Here is a 22,907-nt window from a genome sequence, read left to right on the forward strand (position 1 = left end):
GAAAGTTGAGGTCGAGACACCCCACAGTTTTACTCCAAAGGCCCCGCCCCTCCCGAGCCGGGGCCCCGCGAGATCGCAACTCCACGCAGGCCCTAGCAGGCCAGGCAGGGGACAGGGGGCGAGGGGCAGGAGACAGGGGGCGAGGGGCAGGGGGCCAGGCCGTAGTGGGTCCAGGCGGCGTGGCCGGGCCGACAACCACCGTTTTTCTGTTGGTCTGTACATGACCATCTTGACGGGTCAGACTGTCGGCCGACCACGCCCGCCCCCACCAAGGAGTCGTCTCCATGTCCGAGCGCGTCCGCCACCGTCGCCGCACGGTTCTCGCCACCCTCGTCTCCCTCGCCGCCGCCACCCTGCTGGCCTCCGCCCCGCCGGCCTCCGCCGCCGACACCTGGACCGAGGTCGGCTCCGACCGTGCCGACCCGCTGACCGAGAGCCAGGGCCTCGCCTCGGTCGAGGTCCCTGCCAACGCCGCCAACCGGTACACGGGCATCGGCACCATCCCCGGCGGCCTGAGCAGCCGAGGCTGGAACCATGTGGGGGACCCCGATGCCTCGTACGACGGCCACTACATCGAGCCCTACCAGCGGGACTCCGGCACCACGAAGATGTTCCGCGTGCAGTCGCCGGGCGGCGGCTGGTCGGAGTACGTGCACACGCTCGGCTCCGGCGAGGCGCTGAACAACTCCTGGGCCGCCGTCTCGCCCGACGGGCAGTGGATGCTGTCGGGGGAGTGGGGCACCATGAACCGGCTGCTCGTCTTCCCCACCCCGGGGGTCAACCCGAGCACCTCGCCGTCGGCGAACCTCCCGCAGGTGAGCACGGTCCGGCTCGATCACGACGTACGTGACGTACAGGGCTGCGACTTCTCCGGCCCCACCCGGCTGTTGTGCTCCTCCGACGACCCGGCGGGCAGCCTCTTCGGCATCACCAAGCCGCTGCTGCAGATCGACCTCTCCGCCGAACCGAACGGCGCGTCCGACGTCACCGGCCGGGTCACCGCGCTGCGGCAACTCCCGCTGCGCAGCTCCTGCTCCGGCACCTTCGAGGCGGAGGGCATCGACTACGACCGCCGTACCAGCACCCTGCGCGTGATCGTCGTATCGCCGGGATTCTGTGTGCTGACGGACAGCAAGACGTACCGCTTCAACCGGAGTTGAGCACCGCCGAAGCGCAGGGAGCTGTCGGCGGCCGGCCTCGGAAATGGTTGACGGCACCGATGGTGGCGGGGGCTGGCCGGATACGACGGTGAAGGACCGCCGGGATCCCGGGTCCGTACGACCGGGGCCCGGCGGGCCCGGACCGACCCCGTACGAAACCTCCGAAGGAGTATCCGCATCCACCCCCGTGAAGCGCACTCCGTCAGGCACTCCTGGAGTTCCAGCTCGACGACCTGAAGAACGGCGGCCGCCGCCTGCCGCGGGCGGCGTCTACCGGCTGCTGAACGTCGGCGCGGGCCTGGGCTTCGGGTTCGTACTGGGCTGGGGGTGCGGGAGGCGCAGGTGCTCGCCGGTGTCCTCGGCATCTCCTCCTCCGCGATCGTCACGAAGATCCTCATCGACCTGGGCCGCTCGGGCGCGATCTGCGGGTCCGGTGGACGGTCGGCTCTGGCCAACGGGCAGACGTTCGGCTACTCGCTCCCGGTGCCGTTCCAGTCGTAGGGACCGCCGCCGCGCCACTCGATCAGCGTGGGATCGTCGACGGCCGTGTCCTGCGCGGGCAGGCCCGCCTGGTGCAGGAATTCCAGCACGTCGAAGAGGCTGTAAGCGATGCCTGCGCGCTCGCCGTGAACCGTCACCGGCCGACCACCGTCCGGCGAGGGCGCGAGCACGACCACGGGCGGATCCTCATCCATAGCACCACCATGCGCCGAGACGGGCCGTCACGCAGCTCTGTGGGCGCCAATCCAGTAGGGCCCCCGCCCCGGACGGGTTCGGCTGCGCCGCTAGTGCTCTGCCGGAGCTGGTGGTTTTCTGGGGGTGGGACGGTTGCGCGGGGCTTCCGTGCACCGTGCCGTGGTCCACGAGAGGAGCGATCACGATGGACGGTCACCGACCGCATCCGGAATCCGTCTCGGTGGAGATCAGCGGGTGCAGCAAGCAGGACGCCCGGATCGTGTTCGACGCCCTGTGCGGGTGCTTCGATTCCGACCGGTGCGCCGAGGACGTACCAGAGGAGTTCTCGCAGACCCGCCCGACGGTGTGGCTCGGCACGTTCGACGTCACCGAGGTACACGAGGCGCACGAGGGCGCCGCTCCCGCCCGGCTCTCCTCATCCGTCATCGCCGATGCCCAGGGCGGCTACTGGGCGATCGACCGCTTCCGCACCACCCTGCACTCCCTGTTCTCCGTACACGACCTGTCCACCGCCTCCGGAGACCAGGAGAAAGAGCTGCACGTACGGCTTGAGAGCACGTGATCCCGGAGTGACGCGCCGCGCCGCGTCGCGTTTGTGGATGACGTCTCCGGCCACGACGAGGTCGAGGTCGGGCACGTGCAGCACGCTGATGCGCTGCGACCCAGGCTGGGCAGGGTCCGTAGTGCGGATCATCGAGTCGGACACACGGACACCGACGACCACCGTCGCCGAGGGCAATCTCATCGAGCTCGAAGGGCGGGCTGGGCAGGAGGGGGTAGGGCTGGTTGGTCAGAGTCGGTAGGGCTTCGAGCGGCGGCGCAGAAACCAGGCCGTGGCGAGGACGCCGGCTCCGACCAGGGCCCCGCCGGCCGCCAGGGTGAACGTGCCGTAGTCCTTTGTGCTGCCGCCCAGTCCACCCATGACGCCGAGCGAGGGCGAGGGCGAGGGCGACGGTGAGGACGTGGCCGAGACCGTGGGCGTGGAGGCCGCGGAGACGATGATGGACTGGCTGCCCGCCTGCGTCCCGTCCCTGTTGCAGATCACGATCACCGTGTACGTACCCGGACTCACGCTGGACCACAGGGCCGACTGGCCGGCGTTGGTGCCGGCCAGGTCGACCTGGCGGCCCTGTGCGAAGTTCGCCTGGCTGCTGGTGAGCAGGGAGGCCCTGCCGAAACCGTTGTTGTCGCTGGTGCACGCGCTGGTCGTGACCGACACCGTGGACCCGCTGGTGCTCACGGAGATCCCCGAAGCGGCCGCGGCCGGACCCGCGGCCAGGGCGAGCGGCAGCCCAGCGGCGGCCGCCCCGGTCAGGCAGGAACGGAGGAGTGGCTGAGTAATGTGCATGGGACTGCCCTCCGCGGCACGGTTGGCGGTACATCCCTTGCGCCGCCGAGGGTCGGGGAATCCGCGCCGCCTCACGGAGAGCCAATGTGTTCCTGGCTCCGCCCGCACGTGGACCGCCGCCGCCCAGGTGACGCGTTCCTTCACCCGGCGCAGTGCCCGGCGCAGTCCAGCTCGTCCGCTGCTGCTGCTGCTGCTGCCGCCGCCGCTACTGCTCGGTCGGCACCGTCCGTCCGCTGAGAAGCCGCCCCACGCCCCGTCCAGCAGCTTCGCCCGGATCCGCACCTTGTGCGTGACTCGGTGTCCGGCCCCAGGCGGAAGCTGTAGTCCGCCGCCCGGTCCCGCGGCGCGGAACCGCGCGGTTGTCGCGGGCTTCGGCGCCCGCCCCCGTCGGGAGTCCGCGGACGTGCACCGTCCGGCTCTCTAACGGTGGCCATGTGATCCGGACGGCACCAGATTGGGCTGAGTGTCCGTCAGCTTCCCCCCCCTGGAGAGGGTCCCCTATCGTGCGTCTCCCGTCCCTGACGCTGGCCGCAGGCGTCGCCCTGCTCCCCCCGACGACGCTTCCCGCCCCCGCCGCCGAACCTTTGGTCCACGGGGGCCGGATGGCCCACGGAAGCCCGGTGGCCCACGGAGGAAGCGGGGAGCGGCAGGAGGGCGACATCCGCGCCGCCGACCTGATGGCCAAGGTGCGTGACTGCGGGCCCGTCTCCCGTGGTCGCTACCGCAGTGACGACGGTGGGCCCGCGATGATCCCGGTCTGCGGTACCCGGGACGCCGTGTTCTGGCAGGGCGACATGGACATCGACTGCGACGGGCGACCGGGCCGCCTGTGCAACCGCCGTACCGACCCCCTCTTCTCCGACGCCACGGCCTACCAGCAGTCCGACGGCCGTCAGCTGAGCGCCGAAGACCTTCCTTATGTCGTCGTGCCCGCCCCGAGCCGCATCTGGGACCACCGGGCGAGCGGCGTCCACGGCGGCTCGGTCGTCGCCGTTCTCCATCGCGACCGGGTGCGGTACGCGGTGGTCGGTGACGTCGGCCCGACCGACATCATCGGCGAGGCTTCCTACGCCACCGCCAAGGCCCTCGGTATCCACCCCGACCCGAGCGGCGGCGGTACCGACTCCGACGTCACCTACATCGCCTTCAAGGACAGCCGGGTGACCCCGATCGAGGACCACGCAAGGGCCGTGACGATCGGGGAGCGGCTCGCGCGGAAGTTCGCGCACGGCGAGTGAGCCACGGCTGAGGCGGTGCGAGCCACTTCCTGGGCAGTGTGAACCACTTCCTGGGCGGTGTGAACGACTGCGTGGGCGGTGCGAGCCACTGCCTGAGCAGGGCGGGCGCCGCTCGGTGACGCCCGCCCTGCTCCCCGGGGTTGCACCGCCCGCCCTACTCCTCGGGCTTTACACCGCCCGCCCGCTCCTCGGGGTTACGCCGGCGGCCGAGGCCGACGGCGTGCCAAGCAGCTGTGCCCGATGAGGTCAGACCTTCCGGTACGTGTACGCCTCCGCGGCCGCCGCCTCCACCGCCGCGATGTCCGCCCCGGTGGCCGCGGTGACGACCGCGGCCACCGCTCCCTCGACGAACGGAGCGTCCACCAGCCGCGTGCCGCCCGGGAGTTCGTCGCCCTCCGCGAGCAGCGCCTTCACGGTGAGCACCGCGCTTCCGAGGTCGGCGAGGACGGCGACTCCGGCACCCCGGTCCACGGAGGCGGCCGCGGCGGCGATCAGCTCCGCGCTGGTCCCGAGGCCTCCGTCCTCGGTGCCGCCCGCCGGAGCGACGGGCACCGGGGCACCGCCGCCCGCGAGGCCCTTCGCCAGCTCGGCAACCGACACGGCGACCTCCGCGCTGTGCGACACGAGCACGATCCCGACCAGCTTCTCGTCACTCACCGGCCGCCTCCACGAGCCCGGCGACCAGGAGCGACGCCGACGTGGCGCCCGGGTCCTGATGTCCGATGCTGCGCTCCCCGAGATAGCTCGCCCTGCCCTTACGGGCCTGCAACGGCGTGGTCGCCAGGGCGCCCTCCTCGGCGGCCGACCGGGCCGCGGCGAAGCTGTCGCCGAGCGCGTCGACGGCGGGTACCAACGCGTCGATCATGGTCTTGTCGCCGGGTGCGGCACCCCCGAGAGTCATCACCGCGTCCACCCCGGCGCGCAGCGCCTCGGCGAACTGCTCCTCGCTGACCTCGCGGGCGTCCCCCAGGGCCTTGCCCGTGCGGCGCAGCAGTGTCCCGTAGAGCGGCCCGGACGCGCCACCGACGGTGGAGATGAGCTGACGTCCCGCGAGCGTGAGGACCGCGCCGGGAGTATCGGGCGCCTCTTTCTCCAGGGTCGCGGTCACCGCGGTGAACCCGCGCCGCATATTGCTGCCGTGGTCGGCGTCCCCGATGGGCGAGTCGAGGGCGGTGAGCCGCTCCGCCTCACGGTCGACGGACCTGGCGGTCGCCGTCATCCAACGGCGGAAGAAGTCGGCGTCGAGCACTGGGTCTCCTTGCATGGTCGGTACGTTGCGCTCGTCGGCTCCCGCCGGTTCACACGCCCCATCGCAGCCCCGGCGTCTTCACCGGCGCGTTCCAGAGCCTGAGCAGTTCCTCGTCGACCTGGCACAGGGTGACCGACGCGCCCGCCATGTCGAGCGAGGTGACGTAGTTGCCGACGAGGGTGTGGGCGACGGCGACACCGCGCTCGGCGAGTACCCGCTGCACCTCGGCGTTGAAGCCGTACAGCTCCAGCAGCGGGGTCGCACCCATGCCGTTGACCAGGACGAGGACGGGGTTGCGCGGGCTGATGTCGTCCAGGATCGCGCCGACCGAGAAGTCGGCGATCTCCCGCGAGGTCATCATCGCCCGACGCTCCCGGCCCGGCTCGCCGTGGATGCCGACGCCCAGCTCCAGCTCGCCGGCCGGCAGGTCGAAGGTGGGGCCGCCCTTGGCGGGCGTGGTGCAGGCGCTGAGCGCGACACCGAAGCTGCGGGAGTTCTCGTTGACCTGCCGGGCCACCGCCTCCACCTGCTCCAGCGGCTGCCCCTCCTCCGCTGCGGCCCCCGCGATCTTCTCCACGAACAGCGTCGCACCCGTGCCGCGCCGCCCGGCGGTGTAGAGGCTGTCGACCACCGCCACGTCGTCGTTGACCAGTACCTTGGCGACCCGGATGCCCTCGTCCTCGGCGAGTTCGGCCGCCATGTCGAAGTTGAGCACGTCGCCCGTGTAGTTCTTCACGATGAACAGCACCCCGGCCCCGCTGTCCACGGCTGCCGCGGCCCGCACCATCTGGTCCGGTACCGGGGAGGTGAACACCTCACCCGGGCAGGCCGCCGAGAGCATCCCGGGCCCCACGAACCCCCCGTGCAACGGCTCGTGCCCCGACCCCCCACCGGACACCAGCCCGACCTTCCCGGCCACGGGTGCGTCCCGTCGTACGATCACCCGGTTCTCGACATCGACGGTCAACTCGGGATGCGCGGCCGCCACACCGCGCAGCGCGTCGGCGACGACGGTCTCAGCAACGTTGATGAGCATCCTCATGGGAAACCTCCGAATGAGATCAGCGGATGTGTCAATGACCTGTGTCTTCCCAGGCAATCACGCTGAAAGCAGTTTTTGATCGTGTCGGGCCACAGCGGTCGCAAGCGGGTTCGGACCGCCTGCTCTCGGAAGTATCGATCCTGAGCGAGCGCCGGTCACGTGTGTGGACGCCGACGCGCCGAGGCGCCCCCGGCGTCCGGGGGCGCCCGAGTGGAGGCCGGTCAGGTCCGCTCGGTGATGTTGACCAACCAGGGGATGCCGAAGCGGTCGGTGCACATGCCGAACACGTCGCCCCACATCTGCTTCTCCAGGGGGACGGACACGGAACCGCCGGCGGACAGCTTTTCCCAGTAGCCGCGCAGTTCGGTGTCGTCGTCACCGCTGAGACTCACCGAGAAGGTGTTGCCCGGGGTGTGCTCCATGCCCGGTGGGTTGTCGGCGCCCATCAGGGTGAACCCGCTCGGGGTCTCCAGCATGCCGTGCATGATCTTGTCCGACTCCGGGGCGTCCTTCTGGCCGAACTCCCCGAAGGTGCTGACCTTCAGCGTGCCGCCGAAGACCTCCTGGTAGAACTCCATCGCCTGCCGGGCATCGCCGTCGAAGCTGAGGTACGGGTTGAGGCGCGAAGCCATGAAACCTCCTGAAGCGGGCTGAATGGTCGGATACGCGCAGATTAGCGCGGGGCACCGACAACGGCCTGCCGCGCGGGACCACCCACAGCCCGGCCGGCCCGACCGCCGCCGACGAACCGGCTCAGCCCGGCCGTCATCCGGACGGCGGGCTCCGACCGGCGGAAACCCTGGCGAGCGACGGGTTTGGCGCGATCGGCGACGGCTACCCGCCAGGTGTGACAACGACGGCATCGCAGCAGGAACTCTTCCGGTTCCTCGAGGACAGGTTCGCCTGCGCCCAGGCGTGCACCGAGTGCGCACGGGCATGCGCGTTGCGCGCCAGTCTCGTGGATCCGGACGGTATCGAGGAACAGGAACTCGTACGACGCAAGGGCATCATGTGCGCCGAGGTCTGCGACGCGACCTGCCGTGTGCTGTCCGAGCAGAACCGCCTCGACGAGGACGGCATCCGGGTGCAGCTGGAGTGGTGCCGGTCGGTATGCCTGGAGGGCGCGCACGTCTTCGACCGGTACCCAGGTGCCGAGGACAGCGCGAAGGTGTGCAGGGAGTGCGCCCAGGCGTGCTCCGACTTCATGGCCACGCTCGTGTGACCCTGTTTCATGGCCACGCTCATGTGAACGTGCTGCTTTATAGGCACCTCGTGTGACCCGTCATGTGACCGTTGACCCGTCATGTGACCGTGCATCGCACGGCCGGACGTGGACCGCTCGGCCACGCTCACGGGACGGTGGTCCCGGACCCGGCGCGGACGGGGTGCGCCTGCCCATTCCCAATTTCTGAAACACGTTCTACCGTGTGCGCCGTCAGGACCGGCCTGGGAGCCTGGAGGCGCCGTGCATCTCGATCACACGCCCGAGCAGCAGCGGCTGCGCACCGAACTGCGTGCCTACTTCGCCGAACTGGTGCCGGACAACGCCCATGCCCGCTTCACCGACCGGACGGCCCAGAAGCGCTTCTACCGCGACACGATCCGCCGGCTCGGCCAGGACGGCCGGCTCGGTGTGGGCTGGCCGAAGGAGTACGGCGGCCGGGGGCTGACGGCGATGGAGCAGTTCATCTTCTTCGACGAGGCCGCCCAGGCCGGTGTCCCGCTGCCGCTGATGGCACTGAACACCGTCGGGCCGACGATCATGCGGTACGGCACGGACGAACAGAAGGCGTACTTCCTGCCGAAGATCCTCTCCGGCGAGATCGACTTCGCGATCGGCTACAGCGAACCCGACGCCGGCACCGACCTGGCCTCCCTGAAGACCCGTGCGGTACGCGACGGTGGGGACGAGAGTGGGGGAGAGTACGTCGTCAACGGGCAGAAGATCTGGACCACCAACGGCGACACCGCCGACTGGGTCTGGCTCGCGGTCCGCACCGACCCGGACGCCCCGCCGCACAAGGGCATCACCATGCTCCTGATGCCGACCACCGCCCCCGGCTACTCCTGCACCGTCATCAACACCCTCGCCTCGCACGACACCACCGCCAGCTACTACGAGAACGTCCGTGTCCCTGTCTCCCACCGGGTCGGCGAGGAGAACGGGGGCTGGCGGCTGATCACCAACCAGCTCAACCACGAGCGGGTCACCCTCGCCGCCCACGGCACCATGGCGATCCGAGCCCTGCACGACGTGCAGCGCTGGGCCATGGAGACCAAGGTCGCCGACGGCCGCCGCGTCGCCGACCTCCCGTGGGTACGCCGCCTGCTGGCCCGCACCCACACCCGGCTGGACGCCCTCAAGCTCCTCAACTGGCAGATGGTGAACGCCGTCCAGGACGGCACCCTCACCCCGCACGACGCCTCCGCGGTCAAGGTGTACGGCTCCGAGGCCCGCCGGGATGCCTATGCCTGGCTGATGGAGATCGTCGGTGCGGCGGGTGCCCTGAAGGAGGGCTCGGCGGGCGCCGTTCTCCACGGCGAACTGGAACGCGGCTACCGCTCGGCGGTGATCTTCACCTTCGGCGGCGGCAACAACGAGATCCAGCGGGAGATCATTTCGTGGATCGGACTGGGGATGCCGAGGGTGCGGCGTTAGCGTCTTGTGACCACCGACGTTAGTTGTCACATACCGAGGATAGTTGGCACCATGATCAACCCAGCCCTCCGGTGTGTTCCAGGCCTCGCCGGTCAGGTCTTGATGGCTTCGCCCAGCTTGATCTTCAAGTGTGTCGCGATCTCGCGCAACAGCCGTGGTGGTGCTGTTGGCCCATTACGTGGATCGGGTGCGGAAGGTCTGGTGGAGTGGCGATTTGCAACATCAGGTCGCGGTGCGTGAGGTGATCCTCGTAGAGGGAGTTCAGGGCCTCTCTCCACGACATGTTCGGCGACCGGTCTGCTGGGATGTAACGGGTCGAGCCTAGGCTGGTCGCCTCAGCGCTCGGGATTCACGCCGGCGTCGAATCGGTCGCCCGCTGATCTTGATTTGCCGTCGGCAGTAGCTCCCATTGCAGATCTCCCGAGGCGAGGGCCACGGTCCAGGAGGCGAGGAATGTCACCAATTGGTCGAGCGCAGGGAACAGAGCCTCAGGAATGAGTCCACACTCACGCGCAATCCGGTCCACGTCGGCACACCCGCGACCGGTTGAGAAGTCGGTGTGCGCCGTAAGGCAGAGGGCGGTCAGCCTCAGAGGCGGGTCGCCGTTGCCCACGCAGCCACCTCTTGCCGAGCGCAGCGCCCAGTCGGCAGCGCTCCTGCGGTCTGGACGTGCGGGACGCTGAGCAAACAACCCGCCGTCGAAGATTTGGGCGCCCACCATCCGGTCGGTAGAGCCCGCGGCAGCCAGCGTTCTGCGGAGCCACCCAGCCTGCTCCAGCTCGCTCCACGGGAACGGATCGCGGCCAATGCGAAGACTGCGTAGGACCCCAGCGGGCATCCGGATCTTCCCTTCGGAGTCCATGCGCAGTGCACACTGCACGGAGAGCAGCCGGGCTGCAGCCCCTGTGTGGCTAGGCAGGGATGCGGCCAAGTAGCTGAGCATCTCCCGCACCCGAATCTGGTCGCCCGGCCCTCTGGACCGTCGTTTGGGACGCCGCGAGGTTCCGCCTGACGATGCCATGGCAACGCGTAGGAAGGTTTCCGGAACCACGGCGGCCTGCGCCGTCACCGACGCGCAGGCCGTACAGGCATCGGCGAGACGCCAGAGCCGTCCTCCCCGCTCGCGTGCGAGAAGCAGATGGACGGGGCCGGCGCAGCCGCGGTGACGGGGGTGCCAGCGGCAACCTCGCTCGTGGCACTGGCAGGTGCACATGTATGACGGCAGGGCGTCGCGCCGGGCGTGTCCGGCCAGATGCTCGAGCGCTGCGGAGCGCGCGGATACGGCGGCGAGCAGCACGCCTCGGTGGTCGCACTGCTGACACACCAGCTGCGGCCCGCCAGAACCTGGCCGCAGCTCCACAGTCCAGGCCCGAGTGGGAGCCCTTCGACCCTCTCATCCACCACGAGCACATCCACACCCGGCTCCCGACACTCACCCGACGCCAAGGGCCTGCCGGCTGGAGCAGGAAGGCGACGCAACCGTGACCGCGCACCACGCACCACGCGATCGAGATCACCCTTACCCGGCCTGCCAGCGCCTGTGAACTGCGCCGCGCACGTCGTCTCGTGGCTCTGGCCAGCAACAACGACCGCACCCGACTGCTGACTCTGCAGCGCGCAAAGACTTCTGGGCGTGCCCTGCGAACACTTCGGCGTCGACTCGATGCCGTATTGCCCATCGATGTCCTGACTACCCATTACCCAGACAGACAGGGCTGTGTCCTGCTGAACTTCGCTCTCAGTCACCACGCCCGCACCACCATCGGCCTGGCTGCGGACGTCTGCGGGCAACGGCCCCGGGACTTCCTCAGGCAAATTGTGATCGACGCTGTTGCCCAGCACAAAGAAGATCGCGTCCGCCGGCTGATGACCCGGTTGAAGGGCTGTTGGTCCAGCACTCCCCGGAAGAACTGCTGGCCTGTGCAGCGAGCACTCTCCTCAGTCGTGACAACCGGCTGCCCAGCGGCCACAGCCAGTCCTGCTCCACCCCTTCCTGAGGAGCCTTTTGTGCCCATCCCGACCGATGAGCAGGTCCAAGCCCTTGACATCTTCCGAGCAGGGCATCACCTCGTTCTGCAGGCAGGGGCGGGTACCGGCAAGACCACCACCCTGGCGATGCTCGCCGCCAGCACCAAACGACGCGGTCGCTACCTCGCTTTCAACAAGGACATCGCCCGCGACGCAGCCAATCGCTTCCCCCGAACGGTGATGTGCAAGACCGCCCACGCAACGGCGTACGCAGCACTCGGCCACCGCTATGCCGGCCGGCTCAACGGCCCCCGCCGGCCCGCCTGGAAGACCGGCCAAGCGCTCGGCATCACCCGGCCTATCCGCATCGGTGATCACGAGATTAGCCACCAGACGCTCTCTCACACGGTGCTACGCGCCGTAACACGCTTCTGCTACTCCGCAGACCGTGCCCTGGCTTGCCACCGCGGCTACTACTACCTCTTCGGGTCGAAGGGCCTGTGCTGCAGCGGGACCAACAGCACCTACTACACCGTGGTCGGCCGATCCACCAGCATCACCGGCCCGTACCTCGACCAGAACGGCACGGGCATGGCCTCCGGCGGCGGGACCACCGTCCTGACCGGTGCCTACCCCAAGGTGGCCGCCGGCGGTGCCGACGCCTACGACGACGGCACGTCCAAGTTCCTCGCCTATCATTACTACGATGGCGACAACTCCGGTCAGGAGACACTCGACATCCGCCAGGTGACCTTCGCGGGCGGCTGGCCCGTCATCGCCAGTCCGCTCGGTGCCGCCAACAACCACCTGCTGAACCGCAACAGCGCCAAATGCGCGGACGTCTGGTCCCTGAGCACCGCGGACGGCGCAGCGGTCAACTCCGGCAACTGCAACTCCGGTGCCAACCAGCAGTGGGTCCCCACCGCAGTCGGTTCCAACTACCAGCTCATGAACGTCAATAGCGGCAAATGCCTGCAGATCTCCGGTGCCTCCACCGCCGACGGCGCGGTCGCCGTCCAGTCGACATGCACTGGGGCCCCGCACCAGCTGTGGACGAGGACGGCGGTGATCGGCGGCTACGTCACCTTCACCAACATGGGCAGCGGCAAGTGCCTGGAGGTTGCAGGGGCGTCGACCGCCAACGGCGCCGCCCTGGATCAGGCGACGTGCACCGCTGGCGCCAACCAGCAGTGGATGGTCGTCTGAGGCGCCAGAACCCGGTAACCGCGGTGCGGACCGGGTGGAGGACGAGGCGCGCTGCATCGTCAACTGCCTCGACACCCATCCGTTGTTCGATGGCGCGGGGACCCAACTGCGCCTGTAACCACGTCTCCGCCAGCGCATAGCTCTTCGGGAGGACAAGGGGACAGCGACTCGGCCGCTCGTATGTTCGGGCGGCGGGTCGCATTTCACAGTGCCGCCGACCGGACATGGGGAAGCCCACCATGCGGTAAGCCGCCGAGCGAGGTGGCAGCGAAGCTGCTCCTTGTCCCAGCGTCCTCCCTGCGAGCCCATCGTGGGTCAAGGTCAAAGCTACCGAAGGGCGACGGTGCGCCACCAATCATCGACGCGGCGGCGAAGTCGACTAGCCCCACGAACAAGGTGCTCGTGCGGCCCACAGGTCGGATGACCAGTCCCGAGGAGCACGACGCTGAGGCTGCCGGAAGCGGGTGCGTACGCGGTGTTGACCCATTCACGCCGTGGCGCGGCCAACATGTAAGTCCTGCTCTTGGCTGGGCAGTTGGCGGGCGATCTTGGCGCGGCGCGCGGATAGGAACTCGCGGGCTTGGGCGCGGTCATCCATGTCTTGACGGTACGGGGTGCGTTTGGCGGGAGGGGTGCCCTGTCAGACCCCCCTTCGCAGGGCCTGCCTATCGGAGCGTGGAGCGGGTTACCTGGAGGGTGTGGATCTCCTCTGCTTGCGCCGTTGGCGGGGGAGGAGGAGGTCGCAGTTTTTAGTACAGGCCGCCTTGGGCAGGCGATTCGGGTGACAACGAGGTCGGCCGGCAGCGCCTTGCGTCCCTGGCCGCGGCACTCGGCCTTTCAATGGCCGATGTCCCGGGGAGCACCTCCAGCGGCCGATCGCAACATGTTAGGAGCAGCAGCCATGCGCGGTGTCGTGATGCATGCCCCCGGGGATGTCCGGGTGGAACAGCGCGAGGACCCCAAGATCCTCCACCCGACCGACGCGGTGATCCGCCTGTCGGCGAGTTGCGTGTGCGGGTCGGACCTGTGGCCCTATCGCGGGGCCGAAGCCGTGGAGGAACCGGCTGCGATGGGCCACGAGTATGTGGGTGTTGTCGAAGAGGTCGGCAGCGAGGTGAGGAATGTTCAGCCGGGTCAGTTCGTGATCGGCTCGTTCTTTGCCTCCGACAACACCTGCGAGATCTGCCGGGCCGGCTATCAGTCGTCCTGCGTCCACCGCGAGTTGGTGGGCGGAGCGCAGGCGCAGTACATGCGCGTTCCGCTCGCCGACGGCACGCTGGTCGCCACCTCTGAGATGCCGTCCGATGACTTGATTCCCAGCTTCCTGGCGGCCTCCGATGTGCTGGGGACCGGCTGGTTCGGCGCCATCGCGGCCCAGGCCGGTCCGGGGAAGACGGTCGCGGTGGTCGGTGACGGCGCGGTCGGCCTGCTTGCCGTCCTGGCTGCCAAGCAGCTCGGTGCGGAGCGGATCATCGCGATGAGCCGCCACGAGTCCCGGCAGCGCCTGGCCCGCGACTTCGGTGCCACCGACATAGTCACCGAACGCGGCGACGAGGGCGTTGCCCGGATCAAGGAGCTGACCGGTGGCCTGGGCGCGCACTCGGTCATCGAGGCTGTGGGAACCCAGCAGTCGATGCTGCAGGCCATCGGCTCGACCCGTGCAGGCGGGCACGTCGGCTTCGTCGGCGTCTCCCACGACGTCGCCCTGGACGGACAGCAGCTGTTCTTCTCCCACGTCCACCTGCACGGCGGACCCGCCCCGGTGCGCCAGTACCTGCCGGAGCTGATCGACCTGATCTTCAAGCGGGAGATCGACCCCGGCAAGGTCTTCGACCTCGCCCTTCCCCTGGACGAGGCCGCCGAGGCGTACAAGGCCATGGACGAACGCCGGGCGATCAAGGCCCTGCTGCGGGTGTGAGCCGTCGCAACCGCTCGCCTTGGCACCCACTGACTGGCCACCCCACTTGATGAAGAGAGAAACCATGCAATTCGTCACCCCGCAGGACACCGTCAAGGCCCCTGCGGCCTGGTTCACCGGCGACGTCTGGTTCGACGTGATCTACGCCGGCCAGGAGCCGTCCCGGATGCGCGCCAACCTGGTCCGCTTCTCCCCCGCTGCCCGCACCCACTGGCACTCCCACGTGCTGGGCCAGACCCTGCATGTGGTCTCCGGCATCGCCCTGATCGGCACCCGTGACGGCACCGTCCTCGAAGCACACCCCGGCCAGACTGTCACCTGCCCTCCGAACGAGGAGCACTGGCACGGCGCCACCCCCGACCGGTTCATGGAGCACATCGCCATGTGGGAGGGCAAGGGCGACGGCAGCGAGGAGACCACCTGGAACGAAGCGGTCACCACCGAGCAGTACAGCCGCCCCCGCAGCCACTGACCCGACCATCCGCCATTCGTCTCGGTCTCTGCACCGGGCAGGAAGGGCAGCGAGTGGCCTCGGCTGCCCGTGGAAGGACATTGCATGACTGACCAGCCGAAGCAGATCGGCGGCGGACGCCGCACGATCGGCGACATCGCCCCCAAGCTCGCCGAGCTCACCGACGACGTCCTGTTCGAGGACGTGTGGAACCGTCCCGACCTGGCCGCCCGCGACCGCAGTCTGATCACCGTCGCCGTCCTCGTGGCCGGAGGCGACGCCGACCAGCTCGCCTTCCACCTTGGACGGGCCAAGGAGAACGGCGTCACTGAGACCGAGCTCGTCGAGGCAATCACCCATCTCGCCTTCTACGCAGGCTGGCCCAAGGCCATGACGGCGATCACTGTCGCGAAGCAGGTCTTTGCGGCCTGAGCGCCGTCGAAACTCCTGCGAACTCCTTCGTGCCGCCGGGCGACTTCACGCCCGGCGGCACGAGGCACTCCAGCGAAGCCCGCTCGGACCCGGCGGGCAACAATGAAGGGAAGGAACACCCAGATGCGAGGAGTAGTCATGCGCAGGGCGGAGCGCTCGTGAGCCGGATCCTGGTGACCGGTTCGGCCGACGGTCTGGGCCGCGCCGGGGCCGATTCCCTGCTGTCTGCAGGACACGACGTCATCGTCCACGCCCGCAACCAGGAGCGGGCAGAGGGTCTCGACGCGCTGGTGGGCCGCGGGGCGCACCTGGTGGTGGGCGACTTCACCGACCGTGATGCCGTACGGCGTATCGCCGCCGAGCTGAACGACGTCGAGCCGCTGGATGCGGTCATCCACAATGCCGGCGTGTGGAGCGGACGCCCCGTCATGCCGGTCAACATCGTCGCCCCGTACCTGCTCACGGCCCTGCTGCGCGGGCCGCGTCGGCTGGTGTACCTCAGCAGCAGCTCACACTTCGGCGGGCATCCCTCGCTGAACGGGGTCGACTGGCGAGGCGTGAGCGCGGGCTCGTATTCCGACAGCAAGTTGTTCGTCACGGCCCTCGCGGCCGCCGTGGCCCGCTTGCGCCCCGGCGTGCTGAGCAATGCCGTGGACCCGGGCTGGGTGCCGACGAAAATGGGTGGGCCGAGCGCGCCGGACGATCTGGAACTCGGCCATCGCACGCAGGAGTGGCTCGCGACGAGCGACGATCCCGAGGCGCTGACTACCGGTGGGTACTGGTACCACCGCCAGCGGCAGCAGCCACACCGCGCCGTCCACGACGAGGGGTTTCAGGACCGCCTCCTGCAGACGCTGGCTGAGGAGACGGGCACCGCGCTGTGAGCGGTGAGGGGTTGGCCGTCGGCGGCCCCGGCCGCCGCATGCGCGAGTGACGGCGGGACGGCGCCACGTGTGTGAGAAGCCTCCCGGCACCTGCCGGGAGGCTTCTCACGTTCCCTCTGGGCCCGGGCCGGTGGACGCCGTTTGCGTCCACCGCGGCGGGGCCTGCTTCCCTGCCCTTCGGCCGGCCGCGTGCTGACCGAAGCGTGCCGGACTCGCAAGACATTGTGAACGTATGGGCGTCTGCGTCGTCATCCGATGAGGTTTCCTCCGTCGACGACGACGATGCTGCCGGTCATGTAGCTCGCGGCGTCGCTCGCCAGGAAGAGTGCAACCTTCGCGACATCGTCGGGTTCCCCGAGCCGCCGCAGCGGAACGCGTTCGATGATCTGGTTGACGTTCTCACTCGAGGAATCGTCCATCGCGTCCACACCGGGCGTGCGGATCAGGCCGGGCGCGATTGCGTTCACCCGGATGCCGAACTTGGCGAGGTTCAGCGCGAGCGACCTGGTGAGCATGACGACACCGCCCTTGGATGCGTCATAGGTCTCGAAGTCGATGTTCGGCTTGAATCCGCCGGTAGACGCGAGGTTGATGATCGTCCCCGCGCGCTCGCGAGCGCGCAGGGCGCGCACGAATGCCTGGCTCTGGAACATCAGCCCCTTCATGTTGACGTCGATCATGCGGTCCCACTGCGCCTCGGAAAGATCGAGCAGCGGCACGTAGCTGTAGACGCCGGCGTTGTTGACCAGTGTGTCCAGGCGTCCGAACTGGGACTCGGCGAAACGCACCAGGTTCTCGCTGTCCGGGATCGAGGCCGCGTCGGCCCGGAAGGGGGCAGCCGTGCCTCCCTCTGCTCGGATCGCGTCGACGGTACTGGTCGCGGCCTCCTCGCTGATATCGGCCACGACGACACGCGCGCCGGCGCCGGCGAGACGCGAGGCGATGGCCGCGCCGATGCCGTTGCCTGCACCCGTGACGATCGCGACCTGTTCCGACAGGTCAAAGATCTGCGTATTCGTCTGATTCATGAGATCTCCCAAGAGATTGCTTGCCAGTGCCGTCAGGGCGCTCGGTGAGCCCGTTCGGCAGGGCACCGTACGCGGCCGGGACACGGGCGGGGTGTGCACACGCCATCGCTGAGGGCGCTCTTCGTTCGTGTGGCTTTTGCTGATCGTGGAGATGTGCGCAAGCCGGTGGCTCAGGCGTCGGGGAAGAACCGCGCGTCGACGATGTCGGGGGTTCGAACCGCCGCGCTCAGCGGTGTCGAGCCCGTCGAAGGCTGCCATGTCCGGCCGCGCGATGCCCCGAGCGGGCCATCGCGGCCGACACGCCCCGCGGTTGACGTGCAGTCCTGCAGAGTGCGGGTCAGTCGCGTAGCAGTTCGTGCTGCCATTGCGTCTCGGGCTGCTGGTGCAGGTCTAGGTATGCCTGGGCGAGGACGGCCGCATCGAAGCGTTCCTCGTCGCCGCCGATGGCTCCGGCGATCGTGATGCTGGTGGCGTGCACGCCCGTTCCTGCCAGCTGCGCGTGCAGTGCCTGGACGTACGCGCGCAGTGCGGCCTTGCCGACGGACAGCGACGTGTACTGCGGGGAGGGGAACAGTGCGAGACCGCCGCCGGTGAACAGCAGGCTTCCGCGGCCCTCACGCAGTTGGGGCAGGACGGCGTCGGCCGCGACCCTGGCTCCCAGGACGTTGACGGCTGTGACGTTGGCCCAGTCCTGGTCGTCGCCGCCAAGAGGCGCGTCCTCGCGGACCACGCCGGCGTTGTAGACGAGCACGTCAGGTTCGCCCAGTTCGGTGATAGCGGTGTGCAGCGCTGCGCGCAGGCTGTCGGGGTCGGCTGCGTCTGCGGCGTAGCCGCGCACGTCGTGGCCGGTGGAGGTGAGTTCGGCGGCGTAGGCGTCCAGCTTCGTCTTGTCACGGGCGAGCATTGCGACCGGATGTCCGGCATGGGCGAACGTGCGGGTGAGCGCTAGGCCGAGGCCGGGTCCGACGCCGACGATGATTGCGGTTCCGAGGGCCATGGTGGTCCTTTCGAGGAGAGCGCCAGGTAGAGGGGCACCCTTTTCGCAGTGGGCGTTCTGTGTGGCTTTGCTGATCTGTGGCAGATGCGCGGGTCGGGGGGAAGCGTCAGGCAACGCTCAGCGTCCGGCGCGCAACCGCCCAGACGATGAGCGCGAGGGCGAGCATGATGGCGGCGCCGCCCATCACCAGGGCCCATCCGCCGGTCTGCCAGAGGGCGGCCGCCAGCGCGGAGCCGATGGTGCCGCCGATGAAGTTGCAGGTGACGAAGGCGGTGTTGAGCCGGCTGCGGCTTTGCGGCTCAATGCTCATCAACCGGGTCTGGTTGAGCACGTTGACCGCCTGGATCGCCGTGTTCAGCAGCAGGACCACGATCAGGACGATGATGATCGAGTGGGCGCCGGTGGCGCTGAGGAGGACCGAGGCCAGGGCCAGCAGGAGCCCTGTACCAGTGGCCGGCACCGACCAGCCGCGGTCGTGCAGCCGACCGGCTCGCTGGGCGGCGAGCGCGCCGACGAGGCCGACGAGGCTGATCAGACCGATCTGGGAGGCGGACCAGTCGAACGGGGCGGCGCTGAGCAGGAACGTCAGGGCGGTCCAGAACAGGGTGAATACCATCATCGCGATGACGCCCAGGAACAGCGTGACCTGCACCGACCGGTGGCGGCGCACGGTGGTGATCACCGAGGCCAGCAGGGCCGGATAACTGGTAGAAGTCCGCGACGGCATCGTCGGCAGCACGCGGGCCAGGACCATGGCGAGGACGACCATGAGAGCGGCGGCCACCCAGTAGATGGTGCGCCAGCCGAATGCGTCGGCGACCACGCCGCTGATCGCCCTCGACACCAAAATGCCGATGAGGATCCCGGACGCGACGGTGCCGACGACCCGGCCGCGCTGGTCGTCGCGGGCCAGATCACCCGCCAGCGGGATCAGCAACTGCCCTGCCACCGTCGTCACTCCGACCAGCGCGAAGGTGACCAGCAGAGCCGTGAAGCCCGGCGCGACGGCACTGGCTGCCAGGGCGAGGGCCGACGCCAGCATGATCACGGGAATGAGCCGGCTCCGGTTGAGCCGGTCACCCAGCGGCACCACCAAGAACGCGCCGATGGCGTAGCCGATCTGCGTCAGGGTGACCAGCAGCCCGGCCGAGCCGGAGCTGATGTGCAGCGAGCGGGCGATCGTGCTGAGCAGGGGCTGGGCCCAGTACAGGTTGCCGACCGCGGCGCCACCGGCGAGCGCGAACAGCAGCGTCAGACCGCCGTTCATGCCGCGCGCGACAGGAGCGGAAACGTGATGCGCAGACACCCGTGTGGTGTCCGCAGCCGTGGTCTTGTTCGTCATGCTTCAAGGCAACCAACATCTCCGGCAGTGCGGCAGGACGCGTTAAAGGGGGTACTGGCAAGTCCTCCTTAACCACGACAGGGGTGCCTACCGTGGAAGACATGGACCATCGCCGCCAGATCCAGGAATTCCTCGCCTCCCGCAGGGCACGGATCAGCCCACAGTCGGTCGGGCTGCCCGTGGCCGGACGCAAGCGGCGCGTGCCCGGGCTGCGCCGCGAAGAGGTCGCCGCCCTCGCCGGGCTCAGTGTCGACTACTACATCCGCCTGGAGCGCGGTGCGCTCACCAACGCCTCCGACAGCGTCGTGCACGCTATCGCCCGTGCGCTTCAGCTCGACGAGACCGAGCAGGCCCACCTGATCGCCCTCGCCCGCGCTGGACAGGTGTCTTCCGCTCCCTCCCGGCCGCGGCGTAGCCCGCCTGCGGCGATCGCCCCGCAGCTGCAGAGCGTCCTCGACGCCCTCGTCGGTGTCCCCGCCCTGGTGCGCAGCCCCACTCTCGACGTGGTCGCCGCCAATCCCCTGGCCCGGGCCCTGTACAGCGTGATCTACACCGACGTGCGCACAGCGCCGAATCTGGCGCGGTTCACTTTCCTCGATGCCCAGGCCGAGCGGTTCTGGCGGGACTGGGACCGCGTCGCCGCCGATCTCGTCGCCCACCTGCGCGCCGCCGCCGGCGCCACTCCCTATGACCGCAACCTCACCGACCTCATCGGTGAGTTGTCCACCCGCAGCGACACCTTCCGCCAGCTGTGGGCCCGCCACGACGTACGCGCCTACGGCCGCGGCACCAAACACTTCCACCACCCCGTCGTCGGCGACCTCGACCTGCGCTACGACCTCCTTGGACCGGCCGCCGAACCCGGCCTGACCATGATCGTCTACACCGCCGAACCGGGCACCACCTCCCACGACAACCTCACCCTGCTCGCCTCCTGGGCAGCCAGCCAGGACAACAATGCCGACACGCACCCCCAAGCCGCCCCCTCGCCTCACGAGTAAGGCAAAGGCACATTCTTGAGGGAGATCGTCGCAATATCGTTCACGCCGATAAATTCGCCGTAGCGTTTTCCCGCACAACCAGGCGGGCGAGAGGGGAACCGATGGGGTCCGAGCGCGGCACGGTCACTGTAGTCATCACCAGGGATGTGGTCCCGGGGCGCGAGAGCGACTACGAGGAGTGGGCGCACCGCGTAGTCTCCGCCTCCGCACGCTACGGCGCGACCGGACACACGTTCCTCACTCCCGATTCCGCCGACCCGGCACGCCGGGTGTTGATCGCCCAGTTTCCCGACGAGAACGGTGTACGCGCCTGGGACAAATCGAAGGAACGTGACCAGCTCGTACAGGAAGCAGAGGAGTTCTCAAGCCTCGACATTCAGCGCGCCAGCGGTCTGGAGAGCTGGTTCGTTCTGCCAGGAAGGCAGGCCATTGTTCCGCCTCCGCGATGGAAGCAACTCCTCGCAACGCTCGTGGGCGCGTACCCGCTCGTCGTTCTGATGACGGCGTTTGTGCTGCCACGCCTGGCGACCTGGCCGCTATTGTTGCGTTCCATGGTGTTCCCCATCGTGCTGCTCACTGCGATGACGTACGGAGTCATGCCGCTGGTGACGAAGGCTCTGCGGGGCTGGCTCTACCCGCGGCGGCGGCCCGAACCGTAGCCAAAGGGCCAGGATGACGAGCAGCGCGCTCATGGCGAAGTCCAGGTCGGTGACGCGCGGCGGGATCAGTGAGCCAACCAGGGCTTCGGTGAACGAACCGGACCTTGCGGTTCTTCAACCAGGTCGCGAGCCGGTACTTCCCGATCCGGCGCAGGGCGGCCGGGGTCTAGTAGGCCGTCAACAGCACCAAGGACGCCTTTGATTCCTTGTAGTCGAAGGCCCGTTCCAGGGCCGGGAAGTACTCCAGCATCTGGCGCCCGAGGCGCCGCTGGCGGGCGGCCGCTTTCCGGCCGCGAGCAGACCCCGCAAGTAGACCGAGGTAATTTCGGAGCCGCCGGGTGCGGCGCGGTCAGGGATGGCGGCAAGCAGCCGGCGGTGCTCGCGGGCGGCGGCCAGGATGTCCTCCGACAGGTCCATGACCGTGCGCATCGTCCACACCAGCAGCGGCGCCATGACGGCCGGGTGCACGATCCGGATAGCACCGCGTGTCGTAGTGGGTGGACTCGGCCTGCTCCGGGTTGGAGTAGCGGATGCGCAGGGGCGTACAGACCAGTCCGGTCGGCGGCGAAGGTGAACGTCGCGGTCGCCGGCTACTTCGAGGAGATCCCGCCCGCGCAGATGCGTCAGCAGATCGAGACGAACCTCTTCGGCCCGATGAACGTCACCCGCGCCATCCTGCCGGTCATGCGCAAGCAGCGCGCCGGCCATGTCATTACCCTCTCCTCCCTTGCCGGCATCATCGGTCAGGAGTTCTGCGTCGCTTACGCGGCCTCTAAGTTCGGCATCGAGGGCTGGATGGAATCACTGCGCTACGACGTTGAGCCCTACAACATTCACACCACCGTTGTGGAACCCGGTTTCTTCCGCACCGAACTGCTCGTCGACGGCTCCACCATCTGGCCCGTGCCGACCATCGACGACTACGCCGAACGCACCACCGGCACTGTCGCCGCCTGGAAGAGCATCAACGGCCAGCAGCCAGGCGACCCCGCCAAGCTCGCTCGTGCCCTGCTGGCCGTCGCCGACCAGGACAAGCCCCTTCAGCGGTTCGTGGCCGGCGCGGACGCCATCGAAGGAGTCAAGGCAAAGGCTCAGGAACTCCTCGCACAAGCCGAAGCCTCCCGCGAACTCGGCAGCGATCTGGCCTACGACGACACCAACGCCTGAACGCCACTGAAGCCGAGTCCCAACCCCACACCGCAGAGGTGAGTTCGGGCCGCCCCACAGCCCGTCGCCGCGTCCGTCACCACAACTGACCAGACGGCACCGCTATCGGCCACGGTGACGGGCGACGGGGTCTACTCAGACCACGTCGGGGTCCCGTAGCGGTGGGAAGCGTGTGAGTGTCCGGGGAGAGGGTCCGTCAGCAAGTTGACGGACCCTCTCGTGCAAGGTCGAATGCTCATGCCCAGTTCTCACTGGGGAGATCATCGAGTTCGATCTGGCTCATGCTGAGGGTGCGAACGACCGTGTGAACGCCTGCCCGGACAGGACGAGCGTCTGCGCAGGCGCGAGCCGCTCCGCCTCATAGTCTGCTAGTGCCGCATCAGGCAACGTTCGCCCTGTCGTGACGCGCCGTCCGGGTGCTGTACCGGGCAGCGTGTGGCTGTCAGGGTGTGTCGGTGGCAG

The 22,907-nt window shown here is 68.8% G+C and carries 22 protein-coding genes and 2 pseudogenes; 14 read left to right on the forward strand and 10 right to left on the reverse strand.

The features are described 5' to 3' along the window. The first annotated feature begins 284 nt into the window (after window positions 1-284). Complete coding sequence (locus tag M2271_RS41480; protein WP_280892652.1) at window positions 285-1,160, forward strand: hypothetical protein; 876 nt, start codon at window positions 285-287, stop codon at window positions 1,158-1,160. 212 nt (window positions 1,161-1,372) lie between these two features. Then, window positions 1,373-1,577, forward strand: a pseudogene (locus tag M2271_RS41485) (cation/H(+) antiporter); the annotation flags it as partial. 53 nt (window positions 1,578-1,630) lie between these two features. Here M2271_RS41485 and M2271_RS41490 read toward each other — a convergent pair. Next, complete coding sequence (locus tag M2271_RS41490; protein WP_280892653.1) at window positions 1,631-1,855, reverse strand: hypothetical protein; 225 nt, start codon at window positions 1,853-1,855, stop codon at window positions 1,631-1,633. Between the two features lie 185 nt (window positions 1,856-2,040). Here M2271_RS41490 and M2271_RS41495 point away from each other — a divergent pair, with 185 nt between their 5' ends. Then, the gene (locus M2271_RS41495) at window positions 2,041-2,418 is read left to right on the forward strand and encodes a hypothetical protein (RefSeq protein WP_280892654.1); all 378 of its coding nucleotides are present in this window, start codon (window positions 2,041-2,043) and stop codon (window positions 2,416-2,418) included. A gap of 228 nt (window positions 2,419-2,646) precedes the next feature. Here M2271_RS41495 and M2271_RS41500 read toward each other — a convergent pair whose 3' ends face one another. After that, window positions 2,647-3,204, reverse strand: coding sequence for a hypothetical protein (locus tag M2271_RS41500; protein WP_280892655.1), 558 nt, complete (start codon window positions 3,202-3,204; stop codon window positions 2,647-2,649). Window positions 3,205-3,707: 503 nt separating this feature from the next. Between M2271_RS41500 and M2271_RS41505 the strand changes: the two genes are divergently transcribed. Continuing rightward, a complete protein-coding gene (locus tag M2271_RS41505) occupies window positions 3,708-4,442 on the forward strand; it encodes a glycoside hydrolase family 75 protein (protein WP_280892656.1) in 735 nt (244 codons plus the stop codon). A 246-nt stretch (window positions 4,443-4,688) separates the two neighbouring features. Here the strand turns inward: M2271_RS41505 and M2271_RS41510 are convergent, their stop codons facing one another. From M2271_RS41510 to M2271_RS41525, 4 genes are all read right to left on the reverse strand, one after another. Beyond that, entirely contained in the window at window positions 4,689-5,099 is a 411-nt protein-coding gene (locus M2271_RS41510; RefSeq protein WP_280892657.1) for a PTS fructose transporter subunit IIA, read from the reverse strand. Beyond that, on the reverse strand, window positions 5,092-5,691 hold the full coding sequence (gene dhaL, locus M2271_RS41515; RefSeq protein WP_280892673.1) for a dihydroxyacetone kinase subunit DhaL: 600 nt from the start codon (window positions 5,689-5,691) through the stop codon (window positions 5,092-5,094). The genes M2271_RS41510 and dhaL overlap by 8 nt, the downstream gene beginning before the upstream one ends. A 49-nt stretch (window positions 5,692-5,740) precedes the next feature. Beyond that, window positions 5,741-6,733 (reverse strand): dihydroxyacetone kinase subunit DhaK, encoded by a 993-nt coding sequence (dhaK, locus tag M2271_RS41520; RefSeq protein WP_280892658.1) that lies wholly within the window; start codon window positions 6,731-6,733, stop codon window positions 5,741-5,743. 221 nt (window positions 6,734-6,954) lie between these two features. Further along, window positions 6,955-7,365, reverse strand: coding sequence for a VOC family protein (locus tag M2271_RS41525; protein WP_280892659.1), 411 nt, complete (start codon window positions 7,363-7,365; stop codon window positions 6,955-6,957). 215 nt (window positions 7,366-7,580) lie between these two features. Here M2271_RS41525 and M2271_RS41530 point away from each other — a divergent pair, with 215 nt between their 5' ends. The 7 genes from M2271_RS41530 to M2271_RS41560 all read left to right on the forward strand — a co-directional run bounded on the left by M2271_RS41530 (window position 7,581) and on the right by M2271_RS41560 (window position 16,251). After that, window positions 7,581-7,955, forward strand: coding sequence for a ferredoxin (locus tag M2271_RS41530; protein ID WP_280892660.1), 375 nt, complete (start codon window positions 7,581-7,583; stop codon window positions 7,953-7,955). Between the two features lie 243 nt (window positions 7,956-8,198). Beyond that, on the forward strand, window positions 8,199-9,392 hold the full coding sequence (locus tag M2271_RS41535) for an acyl-CoA dehydrogenase family protein (RefSeq protein ID WP_280892661.1): 1,194 nt from the start codon (window positions 8,199-8,201) through the stop codon (window positions 9,390-9,392). 2,007 nt (window positions 9,393-11,399) lie between these two features. Continuing rightward, on the forward strand, window positions 11,400-12,566 hold the full coding sequence (locus tag M2271_RS41540) for an RICIN domain-containing protein (RefSeq protein ID WP_280892662.1): 1,167 nt from the start codon (window positions 11,400-11,402) through the stop codon (window positions 12,564-12,566). Window positions 12,567-13,467: 901 nt separating this feature from the next. Then, complete coding sequence (locus M2271_RS41545) at window positions 13,468-14,484, forward strand: zinc-dependent alcohol dehydrogenase family protein (RefSeq protein ID WP_280892663.1); 1,017 nt, start codon at window positions 13,468-13,470, stop codon at window positions 14,482-14,484. Between the two features lie 64 nt (window positions 14,485-14,548). Beyond that, window positions 14,549-14,956, forward strand: coding sequence for a cupin domain-containing protein (locus tag M2271_RS41550; RefSeq protein ID WP_280892664.1), 408 nt, complete (start codon window positions 14,549-14,551; stop codon window positions 14,954-14,956). An 84-nt stretch (window positions 14,957-15,040) separates the two neighbouring features. Then, a complete protein-coding gene (locus M2271_RS41555) occupies window positions 15,041-15,367 on the forward strand; it encodes a carboxymuconolactone decarboxylase family protein (protein ID WP_280892665.1) in 327 nt (108 codons plus the stop codon). A 158-nt stretch (window positions 15,368-15,525) separates the two neighbouring features. After that, on the forward strand, window positions 15,526-16,251 hold the full coding sequence (locus M2271_RS41560; protein WP_280892666.1) for an SDR family NAD(P)-dependent oxidoreductase: 726 nt from the start codon (window positions 15,526-15,528) through the stop codon (window positions 16,249-16,251). Window positions 16,252-16,499: 248 nt separating this feature from the next. Here M2271_RS41560 and M2271_RS41565 read toward each other — a convergent pair whose 3' ends face one another. The 3 genes from M2271_RS41565 to M2271_RS41575 form a co-directional block, all read right to left on the reverse strand. After that, on the reverse strand, window positions 16,500-17,279 hold the full coding sequence (locus tag M2271_RS41565) for an SDR family oxidoreductase (protein ID WP_280892667.1): 780 nt from the start codon (window positions 17,277-17,279) through the stop codon (window positions 16,500-16,502). Between the two features lie 337 nt (window positions 17,280-17,616). Beyond that, window positions 17,617-18,276, reverse strand: coding sequence for an SDR family NAD(P)-dependent oxidoreductase (locus tag M2271_RS41570; protein ID WP_280892668.1), 660 nt, complete (start codon window positions 18,274-18,276; stop codon window positions 17,617-17,619). 106 nt (window positions 18,277-18,382) lie between these two features. Further along, window positions 18,383-19,618, reverse strand: a complete 1,236-nt coding sequence (locus M2271_RS41575; protein WP_280892669.1) for an MFS transporter — start codon at window positions 19,616-19,618, stop codon at window positions 18,383-18,385. Between the two features lie 101 nt (window positions 19,619-19,719). Here M2271_RS41575 and M2271_RS41580 point away from each other — a divergent pair, with 101 nt between their 5' ends. Both M2271_RS41580 and M2271_RS41585 read left to right on the forward strand, forming a co-directional pair. Then, window positions 19,720-20,619 carry a helix-turn-helix transcriptional regulator gene (locus tag M2271_RS41580; RefSeq protein ID WP_280892670.1) on the forward strand — a complete coding sequence of 300 codons (900 nt, stop codon included), beginning with the start codon at window positions 19,720-19,722 and terminating at the stop codon, window positions 20,617-20,619. 101 nt (window positions 20,620-20,720) lie between these two features. Next, window positions 20,721-21,278 (forward strand): antibiotic biosynthesis monooxygenase, encoded by a 558-nt coding sequence (locus M2271_RS41585; protein WP_280892671.1) that lies wholly within the window; start codon window positions 20,721-20,723, stop codon window positions 21,276-21,278. Window positions 21,279-21,375: 97 nt separating this feature from the next. Here M2271_RS41585 and M2271_RS41590 read toward each other — a convergent pair. Next, a pseudogene (locus M2271_RS41590) lies at window positions 21,376-21,516 on the reverse strand (IS110 family transposase); the annotation flags it as partial. A gap of 332 nt (window positions 21,517-21,848) precedes the next feature. Here M2271_RS41590 and M2271_RS41595 point away from each other — a divergent pair. Continuing rightward, window positions 21,849-22,445: an SDR family NAD(P)-dependent oxidoreductase gene (locus M2271_RS41595; RefSeq protein ID WP_280892672.1), complete on the forward strand. Its 597-nt coding sequence runs from the start codon at window positions 21,849-21,851 to the stop codon at window positions 22,443-22,445. The last annotated feature ends 462 nt before the right edge of the window (window positions 22,446-22,907 follow it).

It is taken from the genome of Streptomyces sp. LBL (assembly GCF_029893585.1).
In the GTDB taxonomy this organism is placed as follows: domain Bacteria; phylum Actinomycetota; class Actinomycetes; order Streptomycetales; family Streptomycetaceae; genus Streptomyces.

What these genes read in the sequence shown, in the direction of transcription:
- M2271_RS41480 (WP_280892652.1), top strand. Translation starts at nt 285, where the DNA reads ATGTCCGAGCGCGTCCGCCACCGTCGCCGCACGGTTCTCGCCACCCTC.
- M2271_RS41585 (WP_280892671.1), top strand. Translation starts at nt 20,721, where the DNA reads ATGGGGTCCGAGCGCGGCACGGTCACTGTAGTCATCACCAGGGATGTG.
- M2271_RS41555 (WP_280892665.1), top strand. Translation starts at nt 15,041, where the DNA reads ATGACTGACCAGCCGAAGCAGATCGGCGGCGGACGCCGCACGATCGGC.
- M2271_RS41490 (WP_280892653.1), bottom strand. Translation starts at nt 1,855, where the DNA reads ATGGATGAGGATCCGCCCGTGGTCGTGCTCGCGCCCTCGCCGGACGGT.
- M2271_RS41565 (WP_280892667.1), bottom strand. Translation starts at nt 17,279, where the DNA reads ATGAATCAGACGAATACGCAGATCTTTGACCTGTCGGAACAGGTCGCG.
- dhaK (WP_280892658.1), bottom strand. Translation starts at nt 6,733, where the DNA reads ATGAGGATGCTCATCAACGTTGCTGAGACCGTCGTCGCCGACGCGCTG.
- M2271_RS41495 (WP_280892654.1), top strand. Translation starts at nt 2,041, where the DNA reads ATGGACGGTCACCGACCGCATCCGGAATCCGTCTCGGTGGAGATCAGC.
- M2271_RS41570 (WP_280892668.1), bottom strand. Translation starts at nt 18,276, where the DNA reads ATGGCCCTCGGAACCGCAATCATCGTCGGCGTCGGACCCGGCCTCGGC.
- M2271_RS41500 (WP_280892655.1), bottom strand. Translation starts at nt 3,204, where the DNA reads ATGCACATTACTCAGCCACTCCTCCGTTCCTGCCTGACCGGGGCGGCC.
- M2271_RS41580 (WP_280892670.1), top strand. Translation starts at nt 19,720, where the DNA reads ATGGACCATCGCCGCCAGATCCAGGAATTCCTCGCCTCCCGCAGGGCA.
- M2271_RS41550 (WP_280892664.1), top strand. Translation starts at nt 14,549, where the DNA reads ATGCAATTCGTCACCCCGCAGGACACCGTCAAGGCCCCTGCGGCCTGG.
- M2271_RS41525 (WP_280892659.1), bottom strand. Translation starts at nt 7,365, where the DNA reads ATGGCTTCGCGCCTCAACCCGTACCTCAGCTTCGACGGCGATGCCCGG.
- M2271_RS41545 (WP_280892663.1), top strand. Translation starts at nt 13,468, where the DNA reads ATGCGCGGTGTCGTGATGCATGCCCCCGGGGATGTCCGGGTGGAACAG.
- M2271_RS41575 (WP_280892669.1), bottom strand. Translation starts at nt 19,618, where the DNA reads ATGACGAACAAGACCACGGCTGCGGACACCACACGGGTGTCTGCGCAT.